Below are 20953 nucleotides of genomic sequence, written 5' to 3'. Positions count from 1 at the left end.
CGTGAAGGCAGGCCTGCAGCGGGCCTGGGCGCAGCGCGGGCCACTGGCCTGCCTGCTCTGGCCGGTGGCACTGCTGTTCGGCGCACTGGGGGCCTTGCGTCGCAGCCTGTACCGGGCCAGGCTTCTTCGCTCCGAAAAAATGCCGGTGCCGGTGGTGGTGGTGGGCAATGTGGTGGCCGGCGGCGCCGGCAAGACCCCCACTGTGATCGCGCTGGTGCAGCATTTGCAGGCGGCAGGCATCCATGCCGGTGTGGTCTCGCGTGGTTACGGGCGCAGCAGCGAGGGCTGCCTTGAAGTGTTGCCGGACACGCCCCCTGCGCTATCCGGCGATGAACCCGCACTGATCCGGCGCGCCACCGGGGCCCCGGTGTTTGTCGCGGCGCGGCGTGCTGATGCCGCGCGAGCCCTGCTCCTCGCCCATCCCACCACGCAGCTCATCGTCTGCGACGACGGCCTGCAGCACTACGCTTTGCAGCGCGACATCGAGATCGCCGTGTTTGACGAGCGCGGCGCCGGCAACGGCTGGCTGTTGCCGGCCGGCCCGCTGCGCGAGCCTTGGCCTGAAAGGCTACAGCGTGGCGCCGGCCCTGACGGCCGCGGCATTGATCTGGTGCTGCACACCGGCGCGACGCCCGCCTTTGAGGGCTTCCAGTCCACCCGGCGGCTGGCCGACCATGCGCTGCGCGCCGATGGTAGCCGCGTGCCGCTGGGCAGCCTCGCGGGCACAGCGCTGATAGCGCTTGCCGGGATCGCTAAACCGCAGGCCTTTTTCGACATGCTCCAGGCCCGCGGTCTGGTGCTGGCGGAAACACGACCGCTTCCCGATCACTATGGTTTTGATAGCTACCCACGCAAGACGGACGAGGACTACACCCTGATTTGCACCGAAAAAGACGCGACCAAGCTGTTTTTACGAGAAGCTGAGGCCCTTGCGGTGCCGCTGGTCTTTGAACCGGAGCCAGCGTTTTTTGCGGCCTTCGATGCCCTGCTGGCCAGCCGCTTTTCTCCATTACCATCGTCCCATGGACACCAAACTGCTTGAACTGCTGGTCTGCCCCGTGACCAAAGGCCCGCTGGACTATGACCCCGAAAAACAGGAACTGGTCTCGCGCAGCGCGCGCCTGGCCTACCCGATACGTGACGGCTTGCCGGTGATGTTGGAGGAGGAAGCGCGCGTGCTGACCGACGAGGAACTAGGGCTCTGAGCTTCGCGCCATGAGTTTCACCGTCCTGATCCCCGCCCGCCTCGCGTCCACCCGACTTCCCGACAAACCGCTGGCCGACATTGCGGGCATCCCCATGGTCGTGCGTGTGGCGCAACGCGCCCTGCGCAGCGGCGCCGGACGCGTCGTGGTGGCCACTGACAGCCTTCGAATTGCCGAAAGCTGCGCGGCCTTCCAGGTCACATCGGTCATGACCCATGCCGATCACCCCAGCGGCAGCGACCGCCTGGCCGAGGCCTGCAACCTGCTGCAACTGGGCGATGACGAGGTGGTGGTCAATGTGCAGGGCGACGAGCCGCTGATTGATCCGGCCCTGATCGACGCGGTGGCGGACCTGCTGGCCAGCCGGCCCGACTGCGCCATGAGTACTGCCGCCCATGCCATAAGCTCGCTGGACGATCTGCTCAATCCGAACGTGGTCAAGGTGGTGCTCGATTCACGCAACACCGCGCTCTATTTCAGCCGCTCGCCGATTCCCGCGGCGCGCGATGCCGCCGGTCTGGCCTGGTGGGGTGAAGGCGGCACGCTGCCGCCACCACTGCGCCATGTCGGCATCTACGCGTATCGCACCGGTTTCCTGCGCCAGTTCCCCAAATTACCGCAGGCGCCACTGGAGCAACTCGAGGCGCTGGAGCAGCTGCGCGCGCTCTGGCACGGCCACCACATTGCCGTGCACATCAGCGCCGATGCGCCGGGACCGGGTGTGGACACCCCCGAGGATCTGGAGCGCGTGCGCCGGCTGTTCGTGTAAGCCCGCATCAGGGGGCGCATGCTATCCTTGAGAACGAGAAAAAAGTGACGCCAGCGCCCTCCGAAGGGCTTGCGCTCACCTGCAGATTCATAAAGATTCGAGGACATCCATGAGACTGATTTTGTTGGGCGCGCCTGGCGCGGGCAAGGGAACGCAAGCGACCTTTATCTGCCAGAAATACGGCATCCCCCAGATTTCCACCGGCGACATGTTGCGCGCTGCCGTCAAGGCCGGCACACCGCTGGGCGTCGAAGCCAAAAAAGTGATGGACTCGGGTGGACTGGTCAGCGACGACCTGATCATCAACCTGGTGAAAGACCGTATTGCCCAGCCTGACTGCAGCAAGGGTTTCCTGTTCGACGGCTTTCCGCGCACCCTGCCTCAGGCCGACTCCATGAAGGCTGCCGGCGTCAAGCTCGACTATGTGCTGGAGATCGATGTGCCTTTCGAGGCCATCATCGAACGCATGAGCGGTCGCCGCTCGCACCCGGCGTCCGGCCGCACCTACCATGTCAAGTTCAACCCGTCCAAGGCCGAGGGCAAGGACGACGTCACCGGCGAGCCGCTGATCCAGCGCGAGGATGACAAGGAAGATACCGTGCGCAAGCGCCTCCAGGTTTACAGCGCGCAGACGCGTCCGCTGGTTGAGTACTACTCGAACTGGGCCCAGGCCGAACCTGCGGCTGCACCGAAGTACCGCGCCATCAGCGGCATGGGGGGCGTCGATGAGATCACGGTGCGCGCGTTCAAGGCGCTGGCCGACTGAGCCTTCGTGGGAAAGCAAAAAGCCCGTCCATGACGGGCTTTTTCATTGGGCTTGCAGCGACTTCAGGCCGGACTGGAGCGCAGGCCGTAAACCTTGCCGCCCGCAAACAGGTACTCGACACGCAGGATCGCCTCTCCCTTTTCACCGGCAAAGGTAAAACCCAGCAGCGCCACCTGATCACCTGCCTTGATTTCGGGCACTTTCCAGGCCTGCATGCGTGTCAGCGGCGCAAGCTCAATCTCCCAGCGTTTGTCCTTGCGCGTGGGCACCATGGCTTTGGCCAGCAGCGCCCTGCCGTCGATAGGCGCGCTCTGCGGCGGCAGGGCCCGCTGCGCCAGATCATCCGGCAGTTTCAGGTTGGGAGAAACCTCGAGTTCGAGTTCCGCATGCGGGTTGCGCCACATGGCCTTGGTCACCTTGCCCTCCAGGTAAATCGGGCGGTCCTGGTCAAAACTGCTCCAGCCGTGATGGGCCAGGGCCCAGGGGGCAACACCTGCCACAGGCAGGGCCAGGGAGACTTTCAGCAGATCACGTCGCTTCATTTTTCTCTCCGTGTCAGTCCAACTTACACATAGGCAATCCATCGGCCACAGGCCACGACAGCCACCCAGATCAGCGTGGACACCGCCATCTGCGCCCGGGCCAGGCCGTCAAGCTTGGCCAGCGAACCGCGGCCATGAAACCAGGCTGCATTACAACCCGCCGTCAATAACAGCAGCATCTTCAGGGTGTGAACGCCCGATTCGCCAGCAGCTCGGCCGGCTGCGAGGCGAACATCAGCAGGCCGGAGGCGGCCACCACCGAAAAACCCGCCAGCGCAAGCCCCAGGCTTAGCCGCGACAAGGCCTTGACCGGCAGCGCCGCGCCCAAGCCGAACACGCGCAGTTCCAGCAGTACCTGGTTGCCCAGCAGCAGCGCGATGCCGATGATGTGCACCACCTCCAGCGCGGGGTAGGCCCAGACGTGGGAACGCAGCGACTCGAACATCTCAGGCGGGGTCCATCAGCGCCAGCATCAGCGCCACTCGCGCCTTGACCGGGCTCAGACCCTGCGAGTCGGCAAAAACATCGCCGGCGTGGGGCAACACCCGGCCTTCGAGGCAACGCGTCGCCCGCACCACCCGCACGCCTTGCGTCTGCGCTTGCAGCAGGGCCGCCTCCAGCGCATGGTGCAAGGTGCCGTTACCCGTGCCCGCCACCACCAGACCCTGCACCCCGTCGGCGGCCAGCGCGCGAACGGCGCGGCCGTCAGCGCCAGCGTGATTCATGACAATCTCGACACGTGGCCAAGGCCTGTGGATTGCGTCAAACGCTATATTTTTGATAGCTAATACCCCATTCAACACGGGGGCTGAGGGCCAATTTCTTAATAAACGCAGGCGGCCAGCCTCGACATACCCGAGTGGGCCCGCATCGCCGGAGCTGAAGGCATCAAGGCGATAGGTGTGAACTTTCTGCACGTCCATGGCCCCGTGAATCACGCCGGCGCAGACCGCTGCCACACCCCGTGCCCCGGCCTGCGACGCGACGGCCACGGCGTCCAGCACGTTCTGCGGCCCGTCGGGCGCCAGCGCCGTCGCCGGTCGCATGGCACAGGTCAGCACCACCGGTTTGGCCGGATCGAGCACCGCCTGCAGAAAAAAAGCGGTTTCTTCCAGCGTGTCGGTACCGTGTGTGATGACGACGCCCTGCACCTCGTCCTGCGCCAGCCAGTGCGCCACGCGCCGCGCCAGCGCGTGCCAGATGGCGACGTCCATGTCTTTGCTGTCGATCTGGGCCACCTGCTCACTCAGGAGTTCACAGCCAGTGGCTGCCAGCGCTGGCAATGCAGCGACAAGCTGTTCAATGCCGACCTGTGCGGCGGTATAGCCGAGGCTGTCGCCGGCGTCGGCTGCGGTGCCGGCAATCGTGCCGCCGGTGCCCAGAATCACAATCTTTTTGCTCTTCATTTCGCCAGACACTTGCAATCCTTAAAAAACTGGATGAAAATACAGCTACTGGATATTAAAACAGCCTACTGACAATCAAGCTGGCGACTGTTTACCTAGGAGCCTACGCCATGAGCCTCACTGATTTTTCGGAAATGCCCAAACTCACTGCACGCCAGCAACAGATCCTGGAACTGATCCAGAGCGCCATTGCGCGCACCGGTGCGCCGCCAACCCGCGCAGAAATCGCCAACGAGCTGGGCTTCAAGTCTGCCAACGCCGCCGAAGAACATTTGCAGGCCCTGGCGCGCAAAGGTGTGATCGAACTGGTCAGTGGCACCTCGCGCGGCATCCGTCTGCGTAGCGACACCCTGCGCTCCATCAACGAATCTCGTATCAAACAGTTTTCCCTGCCGTTGCAAAGCCTGGCCCAACTCGCCCTGCCTCTGGTGGGGCGGGTTGCTGCTGGTAGCCCCATTCTCGCGCAGGAGCACGTGGACCACACCTACTATTTCGAAAGCAGCCTGTTCCAGCGCAAGCCCGACTACCTGCTCAAGGTGCGTGGCATGAGCATGCGTGATGCCGGCATCATGGACGGTGACCTGCTGGCAGTGCAGCAAACCAAAGAGGCCAAAAACGGCCAGATTATTGTGGCCCGCCTTGGCGACGAGGTCACAGTCAAGCGTTTCCGTCGCAACAAGCACCTGATCGAGCTGCTGCCCGAAAACCCTGACTTCAAGACCATTGTGGTCGAGCCCGGTGAGCCTTTCGAGCTCGAAGGCTTGGCGGTCGGTTTGATCCGCAACACCATGCTGATGTAGGTGCATCAGCATGCGGATGGCACTGCCTGGTGGCAGTCCGCAGCTTTTGTCCGCGCAGCAGGTGGCGGGCGTTTGGCCGATCATTGGCCAACACCCTGCTGCAGTGGATGTGTTTTTTGAATCCTGCCTGTGTTTAGCTCTAACTCAGGAGTTCTCATGGGAATCGCCGGTTTTTCACGTTCACCGCTGTTGTCTGTCCTGCTCGCGCCGCTGCAGTCACTGGCCGCCTTATGGGTGCCAGCCCGGTCCGGGGTCAACGCACCGTCTTCCAGCCCGATGCCGCCCTTCCAGCGCCCTGCCGCCAATGACTCAATCACTACAAAAAACATAGCTACAAACGGCCGACCGGCGGGGGCTACAGGCAGAAAACATTGCCAGAATATGGCCAGGACTGCGGCGCCGCGCCGACTCAAAGTCGTGCGGGAATTTGAAGCCGGTATCAGCCCCTCTTGCGCCGGCCGCATGGTGATCTCAGGCCGTATGGCCGACGTGTGCGCCGAGCTGGACCGCATGACCCAGCGGGAAGCCGCGCTGGCGCGGGCTGCCTGAACCGAAGCTGTGTTGTCGCCGCGATGGCGACAACACAGCACGAACTGTCCCGCGCTTCGGGTGCGCCAGATTCGTGCTATGACAGCGGTGCAGGAATGCCTGCGCCCCCTGTCGCGGTCATTGCAATCTGCTACATCTGGCGAGGCGCGCGCCCCGTCGCGGCAGAACTTGCAGGCACAATATCGGCATGAATATTGTGATCCTTGACGACTACCAGGATGCGGTGCGCAAACTGGCCTGCGCCGCAAAACTCGATGCCTACCAGGCCAAGGTCTACACCAACACCGTCAAGGGCATAGGCCAGCTTTCCGTGCGGCTCAAGGACGCTGATGTGGTCGTGCTGATCCGCGAGCGCACCCATCTGCACCGCCAGCTGATCGAAAAACTTCCCAAACTCAAGATGATCGCGCAGACTGGCCGCGTCGGCAGCCATGTCGACGTCGGCGCCTGCACCGAACGCGGCATCGTGGTCACCGAGGGCGTCGGTTCGCCCACGGCACCTGCCGAACTAACTTGGGCGCTGATCATGATGGCGATGCGGCGCATCCCACACTATGTGTCTCACCTCAAACACGGCGCCTGGCAACATGCCGGCCTGAAAAATGCGTCCATGCCGCCCAACTTCGGCATCGGTTCGGTGCTCAAGGGCAAGGTACTGGGCATCTGGAGCTATGGCAAGGTAGGCCAGATCGTTGCCGGCTATGGACGCGCCTTTGGCATGCGTGTGCTGGTCTGGGGCAGCCAGGCGTCGCGTGCCCGCGCGCAAGCAGACGGATTTGAAGTTGCCTCGTCCAAGGGTGAGTTTTTTCAGGACAGCGACGTGCTGACCCTGCACCTGCGCCTGGCGGACGACACGCGTGGCGCTATCACGCTCGAAGACCTGGCGCGCATGAAGCCCTCGTCCGTGCTGGTCAACACCTCGCGCGCCGAACTGATCGAGCCGGAAGCACTGATCGCCGGACTGAACCGCGGGCGGCCCGGGCTGGCGGCGGTGGACGTGTTCGAGTCCGAGCCCATCCTGCAGGGGCACGCTTTGCTGCGCCTCGAAAACTGCATCTGCACGCCGCACATTGGCTACGTGGAGCAGGACAGCTACGAAATGTATTTCAGCGCAGCGTTTGACAACGTCGTCAACTTCATCAAGGGCACGCCTACCAACATCGTCAACCCGGGCGCACTGCAGGTGAGGCGCTAGCCGGCCGGCACCGGACGCCCCGCCGCCGGGGTCAGTGACCTGTCGTGCGGTCAGTCTTGGAACTGGGCAAACGCGCTGGCAAAGCCAGCGTCAACGCCTCGAAGTCGATGAGGTTACCCCGGGGAGCGGGGTGGGTTCTACCCTGGCTGCCCCATTTTCCCCGTCGAGCGCACCCAAGTCGATGTCGAGCGCCTGGGCCGACCCGCCGGGCGTTGCCAGCGGATCCTCGATCACCGGCAGCGCATCCCCCGCCACTGTCGCCAGGCCCATGCCCGCTGCAGCCACACGGATGCGAATCCGCGCATCCTGCGACGCCGCCGTTCTTTGGAGGCTGACCTGTACGCGCGAGGGGGCGATGCGATCGTCGGCATAAAAAACATCGGCTTCGACACATGATGGCGCGCCGGCGTCCGCCGAATCCAGATCAACCTGCACACTGACGTCGAGTGGCCGGCCCAGCAGGGTCGCACCGGTGCTGCGTCCAAGGGAGACGGCCATGCTGCCGGATAGGGTACCCAACAGCATCGAAGCAACAATCAAAGGCCGGTTTTCACACGCAATCGCAGGGTAAATGACAATTTTACATTCTGACACGCCTGCTGCGGATGCTGCAGCCAAGGGTTAACACAAGGTGGGAGCGTGAAGTCTTGCGCAGCCGTGTGTTGCGCGGCGGCATGGCTTACTGCCAGGTCGGGGCCGTTCAGGATTTGTCCAAGCCGTCCGGACGAAATCCCGTGTCGTAGTCATCGAAATCGACGAGGGAGTCGAACACCGTGGGCTCCATGCCCGAGCGCGTTGCAGCGGCAGCAAGCGGCGCTCGGGACCGCCTACCGGGGGCAGCAACCGGATTGTCGCTGGCCGCGAACTCGCTCAAGTCGATGTCCAGGCCCAGCCGCGGCGAGGACCTCGGCTGCATGGCCAGGTCGGGCCACTGCGTGTTTCCGCTGTCAGTCGGATCGGCCTGCAGATCGATGATCTCCCTGGCCACCGCATGCAGCAGCAGCAATTCCCGATAGGCCTCCAGGTCCAGTACTTCGGCAGGATTACCCGGCTCACGGAACAGCGCGTTATCGATGATGTCAAACACGCGACGCTTCGGCCAGACGGCCTCGATACGCGCCAACACATCTTCGTAAGCCGCCACGTTGCTCCCCACCGCCGTGTAGTCATCAAACGACGCAATTCCGGTCTTGAACACGCTGTTGAAGTCTGCCCGCAGATCTTCGTACGCCTCCCGGTCTTCCGTCTGGTGGTAGAGGTCAAGCAGGTCCAGATAAACCAGCGCGCTGGTCTTCACGTTGTCCACCAGATGCCTGCGAAGCAACGCAATGGCTTTGGCCTGCTGCCCCAGCGAACTGAAAAACTCCACTTGCTGTTGCAAGTCGAAAATCTCCGGGACCCGCACAGTGCGCGGAACAAAGGGGATACTGACCGAAAATTTGGCCCGATCCTGCTTGGCCAGGGGCGGAATCGAATCAGGCACGGCTCGGGTAGTACGGGCGGGCGGGCGCCTGAGTTCATCGAACAACGATTCGTTGATGCCGAGCTCCGCGCCAGAAGCGCTGGTCACGCCTGCTTCGGGCATCAGACCGGAGCCACCTTCGGTCAACGCCGGATCGCGCGGTCGCTGCCGCAAGAGAAAAAGCAGCCCCGCAAACGTGAGGCACAGCAACCCGACCACGCCAAACACCAGTTCCTTACGGAAACCCTGAGTCTGCACGGTCCGGAGCTGCTCCCTGGTGTCGGCGAGCGCTGTCTGCGCCTTGGCAAGTTCCTCGCGCAACTGACTGAGTTCGCGCAACTGGTCCTGGTTTCTGGCGGCGATGGCCGGCGCCGGAGGGGTCGTGAGGAGCTGGATCGCCGGGCTTTCCCCGCCCGCGGGCTGCGCCTTGGCCGCCGCCAGCACCACATAACGCCGCACCGCCTGTTGGGCACATCCGGCGCGAAGGTGAACCGTGACCACCGTCCCCTCCACAGGCGCATCGGCGCGGATACGGATCACCGATTCCTGCGAATTGGCGGACTTCTCTGCCGTCACGCGAACCTGTGCTTTGTCCAGTTGCCGATCCGCATAAAAAACACTGGCATCCAGGCACAGGGCATTGGCATCATCGCCCTTGTCCAGCATCATCTTGACTGAAAGATCCAGCGGCTGCCCCAGCACCGCCGAACGGGTGTTGGGCCCCAGCGAGATGGCCATGGCGCCAAAAACCGCGCACAGGCCCAAAACACCAGCAAGTAGCGTGCGTGGGTTGAGCGAATGGAAAAAGTTTTTCACTGAGCTGATTCTGGCATGACCGATACAAAAAAATCTCATCGTTCACCGCAAACGCATGAACCTGTCGGACAAGTTTACCCCCGTACCAGTGCCGCGCAACATTCCGCGCGCGGCACTGGCACTATTCACCCGGCCCGAGGAGAACTTCCCCCTGATCGGGGCTGCGTGATAATACTTTTCCATGAATGCACTCTATAAAACCGTCGGCATCGTCGGCACAGGCGCCATGGGCCGGGGCATTGCCCAACTCGCCGCCCAGGCTGGCAGCCTGGTCAAACTTTACGACACGCAGGCCGATGCGGCGACCAAGGCAGGTGAGGCCCTCTCGATGCAATGGGACAAACTGGTAGGCAAGGGGCGCCTGGACGAAACACTCGCCGCGAGCTACAAGGCACGCCTGTTGCCTGTGGACGCCCTGGAGGCACTGCACGACTGCGACCTGGTGGTGGAGGCGGTGGTCGAACGCCTGGACGTCAAGAAGTCACTGTTTCTGTCGCTGGAAGAGGTGGTTTCCCCGCAGTCGGTGCTGGCAACCAACACTTCCTCCCTGTCGGTCACGGCGATTGCGGCTGGCCTGAAACGCCCTCAACGCTTTGCGGGCTACCACTTCTTCAACCCCGTCCCGCTGATGAAGGTGGTCGAGGTGATTGCCGGTCTCAAGACAGACGCTGCGACCTGCGAGGCACTGGCCGCCTACGCGCGCCAAATGGGTCACACGCCGGTGCAGGCCCAGGACACCCCCGGCTTTATCGTCAACCATGCAGGGCGCGGCTACGGCACAGAAGCCTTGCGCATCGTCAGTGAAGGCATTGCCGACTTTGCCACCATAGACCGCATCCTCAGGGACCAGGCTGGCTTCAAGCTGGGGCCCTTTGAGCTGATGGACCTGACGGCGCTGGATGTGTCGCACCCGGTCATGGAATCGGTCTACCAGCAGTACTACGACGAGCCGCGCTACCGACCCAGCGTCATCACCGCGCAGCGCCTGGCGGGGGGCCTGCTGGGCCGCAAGACGGGTGAAGGTTTTTACCGCTATGAGGACGGCGCCGCGCAGACCTCGCCGGAGCCCCCCGTGCCGGCTGTCACTGATATACCGCCAGTCTGGGTTTCGCCTCGTGCCGCGCGGCGCTCGGAGTTGTTGCAACTGCTCAAGAACCTGGGCGCCAACATAGAAACCGGCGCCTCGCCCTCAATGACTGCGCTGGTGCTGGTGGCGCCGCTGGGTTTTGACATCACCACCGTGGCAGTGGTCGAGCGGTTGGACCCGGCCCGCACCATCGGCATCGACATGCTGATTGACGATGCGGCAACGAAGCGGCGCGTGCTGGCCACCAACCCGGCCACCCGCAGCGACATGCGTGACGCCGCGCATGCCCTGTTCGCGCGCGACGGCAAGGCCGTGAGCGTGGTCCGCGACAGCGGCGGTTTCGTCACGCAGCGCGTGATCGCCACCATCGTCAACATCGCCAGTGACATCTGCCAGCAGGGCATCTGCACTCCGAAAGACCTCGAAACGGCGGTGACGCTCGGGCTAGGCTATCCCCTGGGGCCGCTAGCCATGGGCGACCGCTACGGCCCCACTAACATCCTGGAAGTCCTCTTCAACATGCAGACGGTCTACGGCGATCCGCGTTACCGCCCTTCCCCATGGCTGCGCCGGCGCGGCGCCATCGGTTTGAGCCTCACTCATCAGGAGTCCTGACATGGCGGGCGCACTCAAAAGCACCAGCGACGGCGCCACCTTGGTGCTGACCTTGAGTAACCCGGATTTCAGGAACGCCCTGAGCCCGGAAATTTACGCCGCCGGTGTGGAAGCGCTCAACGCTGCCGAAAACAACCCGGAGATTCGCAGTGTGGTCATCACTGGTGAAGGCAGCACCTTCTGCGCGGGCGGCAACCTGCAGCGGCTGCTAGCCAACCGCGCGCAGCCCCAGGAGGTGCAGGCCCAAAGCATCAACTGCCTGCACAGCTGGATCGATTCGATACGCACCTTTCCCAAGCCGGTGATTGCAGCGGTTGAAGGCGCCGCGGCAGGTGCCGGGTTTTCCCTTGCACTGGCCTGTGACCTGGTGGTTGCGGCCGAGAACGCGGTGTTTGTGATGGCCTACAGCAGCGTGGCGCTGTCGCCCGACGGCGGCGGCAGTTGGACCTTGAGCCGCGCCCTCCCGCGCGCCCTGGTCGCCGAGTTGCTGATGTGCGGCGAGCGCATCGGTTCCGCACGGCTACAGGCGCTCGGGCTGGTCAACCGCTGCGTCACGGCGGGCGATGCGCTGAGCGAAGCGCTGAAGCTGGCCGACACCCTCAACACCCGCGCGCCCAATGCACTCGCCAGCATCAAGGAACTGGTCAACGAAGCCGCAGGCAACACCTTGGGCCAGCAGATGGACGCCGAACGCGCGCACTTCGTGCGCAACCTGCACCATCCCAACGGCGGCGAAGGCATCTCGGCCTTCCTGGAAAAGCGCACGCCTCGCTACGACTGAACTCGCGGCAGACAAACTGCACCGCGCAGGGACACCGAGGCGACAGCTGAGCGCCGGCAGCGCCGTCTCTGGCGCGACAATAGGCCGATTCCGAGTCACCCGAAAGACAGGCCATGGACGATCCCATTCTTACGATAGACGAAAGAGAGGCCATCAATGGTGGCCGATGGTTTTCTTCCCTATCCCCTTCACTCAGGCACGACATACTTCGATGCGCTTTCGTCCAACGTTTCAAGGATGGCCAGCTGATTTGCGCCCGGGGCGACCCGCCAGAGCAATGGATTGCGTGCGCCAAGGGCGCAGTGCGTGTGAGTTCAACCTCGATCTCGGGCAAACAGATCACGCTGACCTATGTGGAGCCCGGTATCTGGTTCGGCGACGTGGCGATTTTCGACGGCGACCGGCGCACGCACGACGCTTATGCCCATGGCGAAACCACCATCCTGTGTGTGGCCAAGGCCGACTTCAAGAAGATACTGGCCATGCATGTGGAGCTCTACGAAGCCATGCTGCGCCTGCACGCGCGCCGCATCCGCCAGTTGTACGGCCTGGTGGAAGACCTCAACACCCTGCCCTTGCGCGCACGGCTCGCCAAGCAGTTGCTGCACCTGGTGCGCAGCTACGGCGTCAGCAGCCTCAGCGACGGCCGCGAAGTGCGCATCGGCCTGCAGCTTGCGCAGGAAGAACTGGCGCAATTGCTGGGCGCCTCGCGCCAGCGTGTGAACCAGGAACTCAAGGCCATGGAGCGTGAGGACACCATCCGCATCGAGCCGGGCGGCTTGGTGGTGCGCAACCGCGAAGCCCTGCTGCGCATCTCTGAATCCGACCTGGAAAAATAAGTATGGGCAACTTTGACCACTTCCTGGGCACGCGTGAAGTCTCGAGTCAGCACGCCTTCGATATTGCCGCATTAAGCAGCTACCTCGAGAACAACCTGCCGGGTTTCCAGGGACCGCTGAGCGTCGAGATGTTCAAGGGCGGCCAGTCCAACCCGACCTACAAGCTGATCACGCCGGCCCGCGCTTACGTGATGCGCGCCAAGCCAGGGCCTGTGGCCAAGCTGCTGCCCTCGGCCCATGCGGTCGAGCGCGAATTCAAGGTCATGAGCGGCCTGCAAGGCACGGATGTGCCGGTGGCGAAGATGTACTGCCTTTGCGAAGACGAAGCCGTGATCGGCCGCGCCTTCTATGTGATGGAGTTTGTCGAAGGTCGCGTGCTCTGGGACCAGGCACTGCCCGGCATGACGACCACCCAGCGCACCGAGATCTATACCGAGATGAACCGCGTGATCGCGGCCTTGCACAAGGTCAAGTTCGCCGAGCGCGGGCTGGCCGACTACGGCAAACCCGGCAACTACTTCGAGCGTCAGATCGGCCGCTGGAGCAAGCAATACACCGCATCCATCACTGAACCCATTCCCGAAATGGATCAATTGATGGCCTGGCTGCCGGCCAATATCCCGGCCAGCGCCCGTGACGAAGCCATGGTCTCGATCGTGCACGGCGACTTCCGGCTCGACAACCTGATGTTTCACCCGACCGAGCCGCGTGTGCTGGCGGTGCTGGACTGGGAACTGTCCACCCTGGGCCACCCGCTGGCCGACTTCAGCTACCACTGCATGGCCTGGCACATTCCGCCCGGCGCTTTCCGCGGCATCGGCGGCCTGGATGTAGTCAGCCTGGGCATCCCGAGCGAAGCCGAATACATCCGTCTGTACTGCGAACGCACCGGTTTTGCCAGCCCCGAGCTGATCAAGGCCGACTGGAATTTTTACCTCGCCTACAACCTGTTCCGCCTTGCGGCGATTTTGCAGGGCATTGCCAAACGCGTCGAAACCGGCACCGCTGCCAGCGCCCAGGCCGTGGCTTCGGCCAAGGGCGCGCCGGCCCTCGCCCGCATGGCTTGGGACTTTGCGCAAAAAAGCCAGTCTGGCCACAAGCCCGACTAAAGAACCCCTTTACCCAGGAGATAGCTACATGGAATTCAACTTCACCCCCAAGGTCCAGGACATGCAGGCCCGTCTGCTGGCCTTCATGGACCAGCATGTGTACCCTAACGAGGCGCGTTTCTTCCGCGAAATTGCCGAGAACCGCGCCAAAGGCAATGCCTGGATCCCGACCACGCTGATCGAGGAACTCAAGCCCAAGGCGCGCGCCGCCGGCCTGTGGAATCTGTTTTTGCCGCATTCGCCGCGTGCACCCGAAGGCTTGTCCAACCTTGAATACGCGCCACTGTGTGAAATCATGGGCCGCGTGCCCTTTGCGCCGGAAATCTTCAACTGCTCGGCGCCCGACACCGGCAACATGGAAACTATTGCGCGTTATGGCTCCGAAGCCAACAAGGACCGCTGGCTGGAACCGCTGCTCAAGGGCGAGATCCGCTCCGCCTTCCTGATGACCGAACCCGAAGTGGCTTCGTCCGACGCGACCAACATCCAGTGCCGCATCGAGCGTGATGGCGACGACTACGTGATCAACGGCCTGAAGTGGTGGTCGTCGGGCGCCGGGGACCCGCGGTGCGCCATCTACATCGTGATGGGCAAAACCAATCCCGACGCCGGGCGTCACGAGCAGCAGTCCATGATCCTGGTGCCGGCTGATGCGCCCGGCATCGAAGTGATTCGCCCGTTGAGCGTGTTCGGTTACGACGACGCGCCGCACGGCCACATGGAAGTGCGGCTGACCAATGTGCGTGTGCCGGTGGGCAACCTGCTGCTTGGCGAAGGCCGTGGTTTTGAAATTGCGCAAGGCCGCCTTGGCCCCGGACGCATCCACCACTGCATGCGCAGCATCGGCATTGCCGAACGCGCACTCGAATTGATGTGCAAGCGCCTGAACACCCGCATCGCTTTCGGCAAGCCCGTAGCGCGCCAGTCGGTTTGGCACGAACGCATCGCCGACGCCCGTTGCATGATCGATCAGGCCCGGCTGCTGACGCTGAAAGCCGCCTACATGATGGACACCGTCGGCAACAAGGTTGCCAAGGCAGAAATTGCCATGATCAAGGTGGTCGCGCCCAACATGGCCTGCCAGATCATCGACTGGGCGATCCAGGCTCACGGCGGCGGCGGCGTGTCCGATGACTTTCCGCTGGCCTATGCCTACGCCCATCAACGCACCCTGCGCCTGGCCGACGGCCCGGACGAAGTGCACCGCGCCTCGCTGGCCAAGCTGGAACTGGCCAAACACCTGGCCATGCCGGGCGAGGTGGAGATGCCCGTCACGCGCGGGAGCTGATCTGATGGCTGCTTGAAAACGCTATCAAAATGTGAGCTGGCGCCGCCCGTCTGCTATGGGCTGGTGGCACTTTCTGCTCACAAAAGCTTGCTACAGCACAATGTCGGTGCCTAGACCACCCAGCGCCGCATCGCATGCACTGGTGTAGATCACTGCGGCATGTTGCAAAGTGGCGATGTCGCCAGACACGTACTGCATGCGCAAATAGGCCTTGCCGCGCAGCAGCATGAGGATGAAAGGCGTCTCTGCATCCGGGCCGGGCACCGGCCAGGACAACAGCAATTCGGCCAGATTGCCGTCTATCCAGGCCAGCGCATGTTCACGCTGGTCGGCCAGCACGGTGTAACGCTCCCAGAACTCCGGCACCAGGTCGCTCCATCCGAACTCCTCGTACATGGCCAGCCAGCGCATCTCTTCAAGCAGGCTGGGGTCGGCGGTGGTTTGCAGCGAATCCGTGTAGATCGCGTAGGCGCGCTTTTCAAGGGATTCCTTGAGCGGGCGGTTCATGATAAGCACCGCAGCATCGCCATTGACCCCCAGTTCCGCCCGGGCGCGCAATTCTTCGCCCAGAATGTAGTCACGCGACGAAGGGCCGCATTCCAGCTTCCAGGGCTTGCCGCGCACCTGCCCGGTCAGCAGAAAGCCCTGCTCCTTGTCCTGGTGGAAATAGCTGAAACCCTGGGTGCCCGCCCACACAGAAACAGTCGAGAGGGCGGGCGTGCTTTCGGGCGGCAGGTCGCCCTGCGGGTCGGACTTACTGCGCGCGAGGACCTTTTTCAGTCGATCAAACATGGTTGCAGCTCTCGTTGACATCGAGCAAACATCATAGGTTGAAACGCTGCGCCGACGACCAGGTTTTGCTTACAGCCAATGCCCGAAGCTCGCGTGTTGATACAAAAAAGAACGGGCGCTTGGTGCGCTGGCGCACAGTAACACCGGAGCACATTAGGGTACGGTTGGGGATGCTCCACGAATTTCTTTCCCTCCACCGTGACGCACTGATTGATCGCTGCATCGCCAAAACAGCCAAAAGGTCCGCGTCCAGCGCCAACAACAAAGACTTGGAGTTCGGCATACCACTTTTCCTGGATCAGGTCATCAAGACCCTGGAAATGGAGCAATCAGCAGCCCCAGTCCAGCAGAGCATGGCGGTCTCGGGCCTGCCTGGCGGTCCCTCACAGTTTTCGGAGCTGGGCGCAGCGGCCACGCGCCATGGCCGGGAACTGTCACTGAACGGTTTCACGGTCGAGCAGGTGGTTCACGACTATGGCGATTTGTGCCAGGCCATCACCGACCTCGCCTCCGAACTCGGCACCCCCATCGAGACCGAGGAATTTCGCACCCTGAACCGCTGCCTGGACAACGGCATTGCCGACGCAGTGACAGAGTTCTCAAACCGCAGAAAGATGATCAGCGACGACAGGGAAAGTCAGGCGCTGAATCAACGCTTGGGCTTTGTTGCCCATGAACTGCGCAATCACATCAATACCGCCATGCTTGCCGTCAGCTATATCAAGGCTGGCGCAGTGGGATTTTCCGGAGCGACTGGCGGCGTGTTGGACCGCAGCCTGCTGACCCTCAAGAACATCGTCGATCACTCGCTTGCCGATGTGCGGATGAAGGCAAGTTTGCCGCCGCACTCCGGGCGCGTCAACCTGGCCGATTTCATTGCCACCATGGCATCCACCGCGTCGCTGGAAGCCCAGTCCCGCGGCTGCGAGCTTTCGGTGACGGACGTCGACCCCGCAATCTTCGTTGATGTGGACGAAGAATCGCTGGCTTCGGCACTCGGCAACCTGCTTCAAAACGCCTTCAAGTTCACCCAAAAAGGCACGCGCGTATCCTTGACCGTTCACGTCGTTGGGGACCGCATCCGCATTGACGTGCAGGATCAATGCGGGGGCCTGCCACCTGGCAACCCCGAAGACTTGTTTCTGCCCTTCAAACAAGGCAGCGCAGACAAATCCGGTGTCGGTCTGGGCCTGTCCATATGCAGGCGCAGCGTCGAGGCCAACAAGGGCGTACTCAGCGTTCGTGATCTGCCGGGCACGGGTTGCGTTTTCTCCATCGATTTGCCCATGCGCTAGATCAAGGGCGGGCGTTTTCCCCTGCGCCCCTGCCCTGTCGCTCAAATAAATGAGGCCTCGCGGCCAAGCGGGTCGCGCTTCGGGCTATAATCTCGGACTTGTCGGAGTGTGGCGCAGTCTGGTAGCGCACCTGGTTTGGGACCAGGGGGTCCAAGGTTCGAATCCTTGTACTCCGACCACTGAATGATCCAAAAAAGCTCACCTGTGTGGGCTTTTTTCGCATCTGCGTTTACATTCGCGTATCCGCTTTTCTGCCCGTAGCTCAGTTGGATAGAGCATCAGCCTTCTAAGCTGAGGGTCGGGGGTTCGATCCCCTCCGGGCAGGCCACTCCCACACGTCATCAGCCGTCACGGCCATCAGCTTTCCGCGATGGGCAAGCTTGGGGCTTACAACTTGACGTACTCGTACTCGACCGCGTTGGCATTGATGCCGCGGTCCGGCGGAGCGATCCAGCCGGCCATCTTGCCGGGCTCGGTCACGCGCTGCATCAGGCTGTGGATGAAGGTCTTGTCTTCGTCAGTCGGCAGCCAGTCGTCTTTTTGGGCGTCGAACTCCGCGTCGCTGATCGGCTTCCCCTGCGGGTCGGTCTGCACGCCGGCCCAGGCACCGACGCTGCGGCGGAAACGGGTGTTGGGCAGGCTCAACTCGAAGTCCACGCCGGCGCGTTTGATCGCCATGTTCCAGCGTGTCACGCCAACATTGCAGTCTTTCACATACTCGAGGCGCGTGATCTCGTTCATGCCGTTGCGCGTTGAGATCGTTTCGTTTTTCAAGCCGCCTCTATTTCCAGGGCTAGCGTCCGGCACCTGGATAATCATCTCGCTTTCGAGCTCCACGTGGTCGGCAAATTTAGCTTCATCGGGCCTGCCCTTGATGCCGTTGCTGAAGTAATTGGCGGCGTTGGACGAGGCTTCCGAGCCAAACAGGTCCAGCGAGGAGGTGAACCAGAAGTTCATGAATTTCTGGATGGTCGGAAGGTCGATCACGCCGGCCTTGCGCAGGGTATCGACGTTGTCGGTGTCCAGTTCCTTCATCACTTCGAGCGTGCGCTTGATCACCCGGCCAATGCCGGTCTCACCGACAAACATATGGTGGGCTTCTTCAGTCAGCATAAAACGCGTGGTACGCGCCAACGGGTCGAAAGCGCTTTCGGCAAAACTCTTGAGCTGGAACTTGCCGTCGCGGTCAGTGAAGTAGGTGAACATGAAGAAACTGAGCCAGTTGTCCATGGGCTCGTTGAAGGTGCCCAAAATGCGCGGCTTGTCGGCGTCGCCGCTGTGGCGGGTCAGCAGTTCTTCGGCTTCCTCGCGGCCGTCACGGCCAAAATGCGCGTGCAGCAGGTAAACCATGGCCCACAGGTGGCGGCCCTCTTCCACATTGACCTGGAACAGGTTGCGCAGGTCGTACAGGCTGGGCGCGGTGTGGCCCAGCAGGCGCTGCTGCTCGACCGAGGCCGGCTCGGTGTCGCCCTGGGTGACGATCAGGCGACGGAAGGCGCTGCGGTACTCGCCCGGCACTTCCTGCCAGACGTCCTGGCCCATGTGGTCACCAAAACCAATCTTGCGGTTTTCTTCCTTGTCCGCCAGGAAGATGCCCCAGCGGTAGTCGGGCATGGGGGTGTAGCCGTAGCTGGCCCAGCCGGAGGCGTCCACACCGACGGCGGTGCGCAGGTAGACCTCTTTGGCGTTGAAGTCACTCGGGCCCATTTCGTCCCACCAGCTCATGAAGGCTGGCTGCCAGTGCTCGAGCGCACGCTGCAACTGGCGGTTTTCTCCGAGGTTGACGTTGTTGGGGATCAGGGCTTGCAGGTCAATGGTGCTCATGGTGTTAAATCCTCTTCCAGTCGAATTTCGCTTTTTTGCCGGTTCCAAATAATTTGAGGGCACCGTCCTCACCCACCGCATTCGGGCGAATGAATATCCAGTTCTGCCAGGCGCTGAGGCGGCCGAACACGCGTGTCTCCATGGTCTCCTTGCCGGGGAAACGCAGCGAGGCTTCCATGCCGGTCATGGCGTCGGGCGACATCGAGGCCCGCTCTTCCAGCGTGATGCGGATCTCGTCGTCCCAGTCGATGTCGTCTGGCGTCAATGTCACCAGGCCGAGTTCCAGCGCCTGGTCCGCGCGCAGCTTGCTGTCACCCAGTTTTTCAAGCTGGCTGATGGTGGTTGCGTCTTCGTAAAAACGGGTCTGCAGGCGCGTCAGGCCATTGACGGCCGGGAACCAGCCGAAGTTGGCCGGGCTCAGTTGCAGCGCGGGCGCGGCATCGGGCGAATCGGGCAGGTCCAGCATGTAGATGCGGTCACAGGCCAGTGCCAGTTCATAGAAGGTCCCTGCAAAGCATGAACCGGCATCAACCAGCGCGATCAGCGAGCGGCTGGTCACGTCGATGCGCGCCAGGGTGCGGCGCAGCGCGCCCGTGGTTTCCTTCACCAGCCAGTGGTCCTTCAATTTGGCCAGCACCTCGTCCATGCGGATCACCTGGCCGGCGTCGCCCGTCGTCTTGATGACCCAGGTGCCGACTTCGAGTTCGTTGGTGCGCAGGTTCAGGATGGCGTCGTCAAGTTCGCGCTGCAACCTGAGCGGGTACCAGTTGGCGCCTGCGGCTTCAATGGTTTCCGGCGTGGACTCGATGGCGGCCGCCGGCGACTTGATGGTGATGGTGGCGATGCGGGTGGCGCGATCAACCTGCGCATCGACCACGCTGTAGTGATAACCCTTGTCGTCAATCAGTACCTTCAGCGCCGTGAGTTCAATGCCTTTTGAGGCTGCAGCCCTCGTGGACTGTGCGCGGAGCGCTTCTATTTCTGTAGCAAGCAAGGTACCGAACTGCTGCGGCTTGGCATGGGCGTCGATCAGTTTCCAGTCCTTGGCGCGGTCGGCGCGCACACCTTCGCTGGTGGTGCAGAAGATGTCGGCCAGGTCGCGGCGCACCTTGCGCTTGTCGGTCACGCGGGTCAGGCCGCCCGTGCCGGGCAACACGCCCAGCAGCGGCACCTCGGGCAGGCTGACCGTGCTGGAGCGGTCGTCCACCATCACGATGCGGTCGCAGGCCAGGGCCAGCTCGTAACCGCCGCCGGCGCACGCGCCGGTGACGGCGGCAATCGCCTTCAGCCCGTCATGGCGCGAAGAGTCTTCCAGGCCGTTGCGGGTTTCATTGGTGAACTTGCAGAAATTGACCTTCCAGCCGTGGGTGGACAGGCCCAGCATGTAGATGTTGGCGCCCGAGCACCAGATTTTTTCCCTGCCCGACTCGAACACCACCACCTTGACGGACGGATGTTCGAAGCGGATGCGGTTGATCGCATCGTGCAGCTCAATGTCCACGCCTAGGTCGTAGCTGTTGAGCTTGAGCTTGTAGCCAGGCTTGATGCCGCCGTCTTCATTGATGTCGAGCTTGAGACGCGCAACGTCCGGCTCAGCGACATCGACGCTCAAGGTCCAGTGCTGGTATTTGGTCGGGTGGGTGGCAAAGCTCACGAGCTCGCGCTCCTGGCCTTCAATCACCTGCTTGAACAACAGCGGTTCTGTCATGGCATTCATCGTGGTCTCCTGTGTTTCAGTTGGTTTCGGTACGGCTTGGGTGTCGACCACCCAAAGTCATTCCGCGTGTCGATCCCCAGCAAGCTGGGGCCCCTC

The 20953-nt window shown here is 62.6% G+C and carries 20 protein-coding genes, 2 tRNA genes and 1 pseudogene; 15 read left to right on the top strand and 8 right to left on the bottom strand.

What is annotated here, in order from left to right:
- Nucleotide 1 precedes the first annotated feature (1 nt).
- From lpxK to adk, 4 genes are all read left to right on the top strand, one after another.
- Nucleotides 2-1042, top strand: a complete 1041-nt coding sequence (gene lpxK / locus H0W47_RS05030) for a tetraacyldisaccharide 4'-kinase (RefSeq protein ID WP_296921492.1) — start codon at nt 2-4, stop codon at nt 1040-1042.
- Nucleotides 1023-1205 (top strand): Trm112 family protein, encoded by a 183-nt coding sequence (locus tag H0W47_RS05025; protein ID WP_296921490.1) that lies wholly within the window; start codon nt 1023-1025, stop codon nt 1203-1205. The genes lpxK and H0W47_RS05025 overlap by 20 nt, the downstream gene beginning before the upstream one ends.
- 10 nt (nt 1206-1215) lie before the next feature.
- Nucleotides 1216-1974 (top strand): 3-deoxy-manno-octulosonate cytidylyltransferase, encoded by a 759-nt coding sequence (gene kdsB / locus H0W47_RS05020; RefSeq protein ID WP_296921488.1) that lies wholly within the window; start codon nt 1216-1218, stop codon nt 1972-1974.
- Nucleotides 1975-2083: 109 nt separating this feature from the next.
- A complete protein-coding gene (gene adk / locus H0W47_RS05015) occupies nt 2084-2740 on the top strand; it encodes an adenylate kinase (RefSeq protein WP_296921486.1) in 657 nt (218 codons plus the stop codon).
- Nucleotides 2741-2802: 62 nt separating this feature from the next.
- Here adk and H0W47_RS05010 read toward each other — a convergent pair whose 3' ends face one another.
- From H0W47_RS05010 to H0W47_RS05000, 3 genes and pseudogenes are all read right to left on the bottom strand, one after another.
- Nucleotides 2803-3282, bottom strand: coding sequence for a DUF6152 family protein (locus H0W47_RS05010; protein ID WP_296921484.1), 480 nt, complete (start codon nt 3280-3282; stop codon nt 2803-2805).
- A gap of 23 nt (nt 3283-3305) precedes the next feature.
- A pseudogene (locus H0W47_RS05005) lies at nt 3306-3727 on the bottom strand (hypothetical protein).
- Nucleotide 3728: 1 nt separating this feature from the next.
- Nucleotides 3729-4688, bottom strand: coding sequence for an asparaginase (locus tag H0W47_RS05000; RefSeq protein WP_296921518.1), 960 nt, complete (start codon nt 4686-4688; stop codon nt 3729-3731).
- A 110-nt stretch (nt 4689-4798) separates the two neighbouring features.
- Here H0W47_RS05000 and lexA point away from each other — a divergent pair, with 110 nt between their 5' ends.
- From lexA to H0W47_RS04985, 3 genes are all read left to right on the top strand, one after another.
- On the top strand, nt 4799-5488 hold the full coding sequence (gene lexA / locus H0W47_RS04995; RefSeq protein ID WP_296921481.1) for a transcriptional repressor LexA: 690 nt from the start codon (nt 4799-4801) through the stop codon (nt 5486-5488).
- A gap of 156 nt (nt 5489-5644) precedes the next feature.
- Nucleotides 5645-6037: a hypothetical protein gene (locus tag H0W47_RS04990; RefSeq protein WP_296921479.1), complete on the top strand. Its 393-nt coding sequence runs from the start codon at nt 5645-5647 to the stop codon at nt 6035-6037.
- Between the two features lie 187 nt (nt 6038-6224).
- Nucleotides 6225-7232, top strand: a complete 1008-nt coding sequence (locus H0W47_RS04985; RefSeq protein ID WP_296921477.1) for a D-2-hydroxyacid dehydrogenase family protein — start codon at nt 6225-6227, stop codon at nt 7230-7232.
- Nucleotides 7233-7322: 90 nt separating this feature from the next.
- Here H0W47_RS04985 and H0W47_RS04980 read toward each other — a convergent pair whose 3' ends face one another.
- Complete coding sequence (locus H0W47_RS04980) at nt 7323-7730, bottom strand: hypothetical protein (RefSeq protein ID WP_296921475.1); 408 nt, start codon at nt 7728-7730, stop codon at nt 7323-7325.
- 202 nt (nt 7731-7932) lie between these two features.
- Entirely contained in the window at nt 7933-9510 is a 1578-nt protein-coding gene (locus tag H0W47_RS04975) for a hypothetical protein (RefSeq protein ID WP_296921473.1), read from the bottom strand.
- A 181-nt stretch (nt 9511-9691) separates the two neighbouring features.
- Between H0W47_RS04975 and H0W47_RS04970 the strand changes: the two genes are divergently transcribed.
- From H0W47_RS04970 to H0W47_RS04950, 5 genes are all read left to right on the top strand, one after another.
- Nucleotides 9692-11212: a 3-hydroxyacyl-CoA dehydrogenase gene (locus tag H0W47_RS04970; protein ID WP_296921471.1), complete on the top strand. Its 1521-nt coding sequence runs from the start codon at nt 9692-9694 to the stop codon at nt 11210-11212.
- Between the two features lies 1 nt (nt 11213).
- The gene (locus H0W47_RS04965) at nt 11214-11993 is read left to right on the top strand and encodes an oxepin-CoA hydrolase, alternative type (RefSeq protein WP_296921468.1); all 780 of its coding nucleotides are present in this window, start codon (nt 11214-11216) and stop codon (nt 11991-11993) included.
- 113 nt (nt 11994-12106) lie between these two features.
- Entirely contained in the window at nt 12107-12832 is a 726-nt protein-coding gene (locus H0W47_RS04960) for a Crp/Fnr family transcriptional regulator (RefSeq protein ID WP_296921466.1), read from the top strand.
- Between the two features lie 2 nt (nt 12833-12834).
- Nucleotides 12835-13941 (top strand): phosphotransferase, encoded by a 1107-nt coding sequence (locus H0W47_RS04955; protein ID WP_296921463.1) that lies wholly within the window; start codon nt 12835-12837, stop codon nt 13939-13941.
- A 28-nt stretch (nt 13942-13969) separates the two neighbouring features.
- A complete protein-coding gene (locus H0W47_RS04950) occupies nt 13970-15229 on the top strand; it encodes an acyl-CoA dehydrogenase family protein (protein WP_296921461.1) in 1260 nt (419 codons plus the stop codon).
- Between the two features lie 90 nt (nt 15230-15319).
- Here H0W47_RS04950 and H0W47_RS04945 read toward each other — a convergent pair whose 3' ends face one another.
- A complete protein-coding gene (locus H0W47_RS04945) occupies nt 15320-16021 on the bottom strand; it encodes a hypothetical protein (RefSeq protein ID WP_296921459.1) in 702 nt (233 codons plus the stop codon).
- 170 nt (nt 16022-16191) lie between these two features.
- Between H0W47_RS04945 and H0W47_RS04940 the strand changes: the two genes are divergently transcribed.
- The 3 genes from H0W47_RS04940 (at nt 16192) to H0W47_RS04930 (ending at nt 17644) form a co-directional block, all read left to right on the top strand.
- Entirely contained in the window at nt 16192-17316 is a 1125-nt protein-coding gene (locus H0W47_RS04940) for a HAMP domain-containing sensor histidine kinase (protein WP_296921457.1), read from the top strand.
- Between the two features lie 102 nt (nt 17317-17418).
- Nucleotides 17419-17495 (top strand) — tRNA-Pro (locus H0W47_RS04935).
- A 72-nt stretch (nt 17496-17567) separates the two neighbouring features.
- Nucleotides 17568-17644 (top strand) — tRNA-Arg (locus tag H0W47_RS04930).
- A 59-nt stretch (nt 17645-17703) separates the two neighbouring features.
- Here the strand turns inward: H0W47_RS04930 and boxB are convergent.
- Together boxB and boxC are read right to left on the bottom strand one after the other, a co-directional pair.
- Complete coding sequence (boxB, locus tag H0W47_RS04925) at nt 17704-19140, bottom strand: benzoyl-CoA 2,3-epoxidase subunit BoxB (protein WP_296921454.1); 1437 nt, start codon at nt 19138-19140, stop codon at nt 17704-17706.
- Nucleotides 19141-19144: 4 nt separating this feature from the next.
- A complete protein-coding gene (gene boxC, locus H0W47_RS04920; protein WP_296921452.1) occupies nt 19145-20857 on the bottom strand; it encodes a 2,3-epoxybenzoyl-CoA dihydrolase in 1713 nt (570 codons plus the stop codon).
- Nucleotides 20858-20953: the final 96 nt, after the last annotated feature.

Source organism: Polaromonas sp. (assembly GCF_013817205.1).
Taxonomy (GTDB): Bacteria; Pseudomonadota; Gammaproteobacteria; order Burkholderiales; family Burkholderiaceae_C; genus Polaromonas.
Note: the sequence above shows the minus strand (reverse complement) of the source record. Positions and strands in the feature narration are given on the sequence as shown.

Coding starts and splice junctions, on each gene's coding strand:
- H0W47_RS04970 (WP_296921471.1), top strand. CDS start 9,692: ATGAATGCACTCTATAAAACCGTCGGCATCGTCGGCACAGGCGCCATG.
- H0W47_RS05010 (WP_296921484.1), bottom strand. CDS start 3,282: ATGAAGCGACGTGATCTGCTGAAAGTCTCCCTGGCCCTGCCTGTGGCA.
- kdsB (WP_296921488.1), top strand. CDS start 1,216: ATGAGTTTCACCGTCCTGATCCCCGCCCGCCTCGCGTCCACCCGACTT.
- H0W47_RS05000 (WP_296921518.1), bottom strand. CDS start 4,688: ATGAAGAGCAAAAAGATTGTGATTCTGGGCACCGGCGGCACGATTGCC.
- H0W47_RS04990 (WP_296921479.1), top strand. CDS start 5,645: ATGGGAATCGCCGGTTTTTCACGTTCACCGCTGTTGTCTGTCCTGCTC.
- H0W47_RS04960 (WP_296921466.1), top strand. CDS start 12,107: ATGGACGATCCCATTCTTACGATAGACGAAAGAGAGGCCATCAATGGT.
- lexA (WP_296921481.1), top strand. CDS start 4,799: ATGAGCCTCACTGATTTTTCGGAAATGCCCAAACTCACTGCACGCCAG.
- H0W47_RS04940 (WP_296921457.1), top strand. CDS start 16,192: ATGCTCCACGAATTTCTTTCCCTCCACCGTGACGCACTGATTGATCGC.
- H0W47_RS04950 (WP_296921461.1), top strand. CDS start 13,970: ATGGAATTCAACTTCACCCCCAAGGTCCAGGACATGCAGGCCCGTCTG.
- H0W47_RS04945 (WP_296921459.1), bottom strand. CDS start 16,021: ATGTTTGATCGACTGAAAAAGGTCCTCGCGCGCAGTAAGTCCGACCCG.
- H0W47_RS04985 (WP_296921477.1), top strand. CDS start 6,225: ATGAATATTGTGATCCTTGACGACTACCAGGATGCGGTGCGCAAACTG.
- boxB (WP_296921454.1), bottom strand. CDS start 19,140: ATGAGCACCATTGACCTGCAAGCCCTGATCCCCAACAACGTCAACCTC.
- H0W47_RS04955 (WP_296921463.1), top strand. CDS start 12,835: ATGGGCAACTTTGACCACTTCCTGGGCACGCGTGAAGTCTCGAGTCAG.
- adk (WP_296921486.1), top strand. CDS start 2,084: ATGAGACTGATTTTGTTGGGCGCGCCTGGCGCGGGCAAGGGAACGCAA.
- boxC (WP_296921452.1), bottom strand. CDS start 20,857: ATGAATGCCATGACAGAACCGCTGTTGTTCAAGCAGGTGATTGAAGGC.
- H0W47_RS04980 (WP_296921475.1), bottom strand. CDS start 7,730: ATGGCCGTCTCCCTTGGACGCAGCACCGGTGCGACCCTGCTGGGCCGG.
- H0W47_RS05025 (WP_296921490.1), top strand. CDS start 1,023: ATGGACACCAAACTGCTTGAACTGCTGGTCTGCCCCGTGACCAAAGGC.
- H0W47_RS04965 (WP_296921468.1), top strand. CDS start 11,214: ATGGCGGGCGCACTCAAAAGCACCAGCGACGGCGCCACCTTGGTGCTG.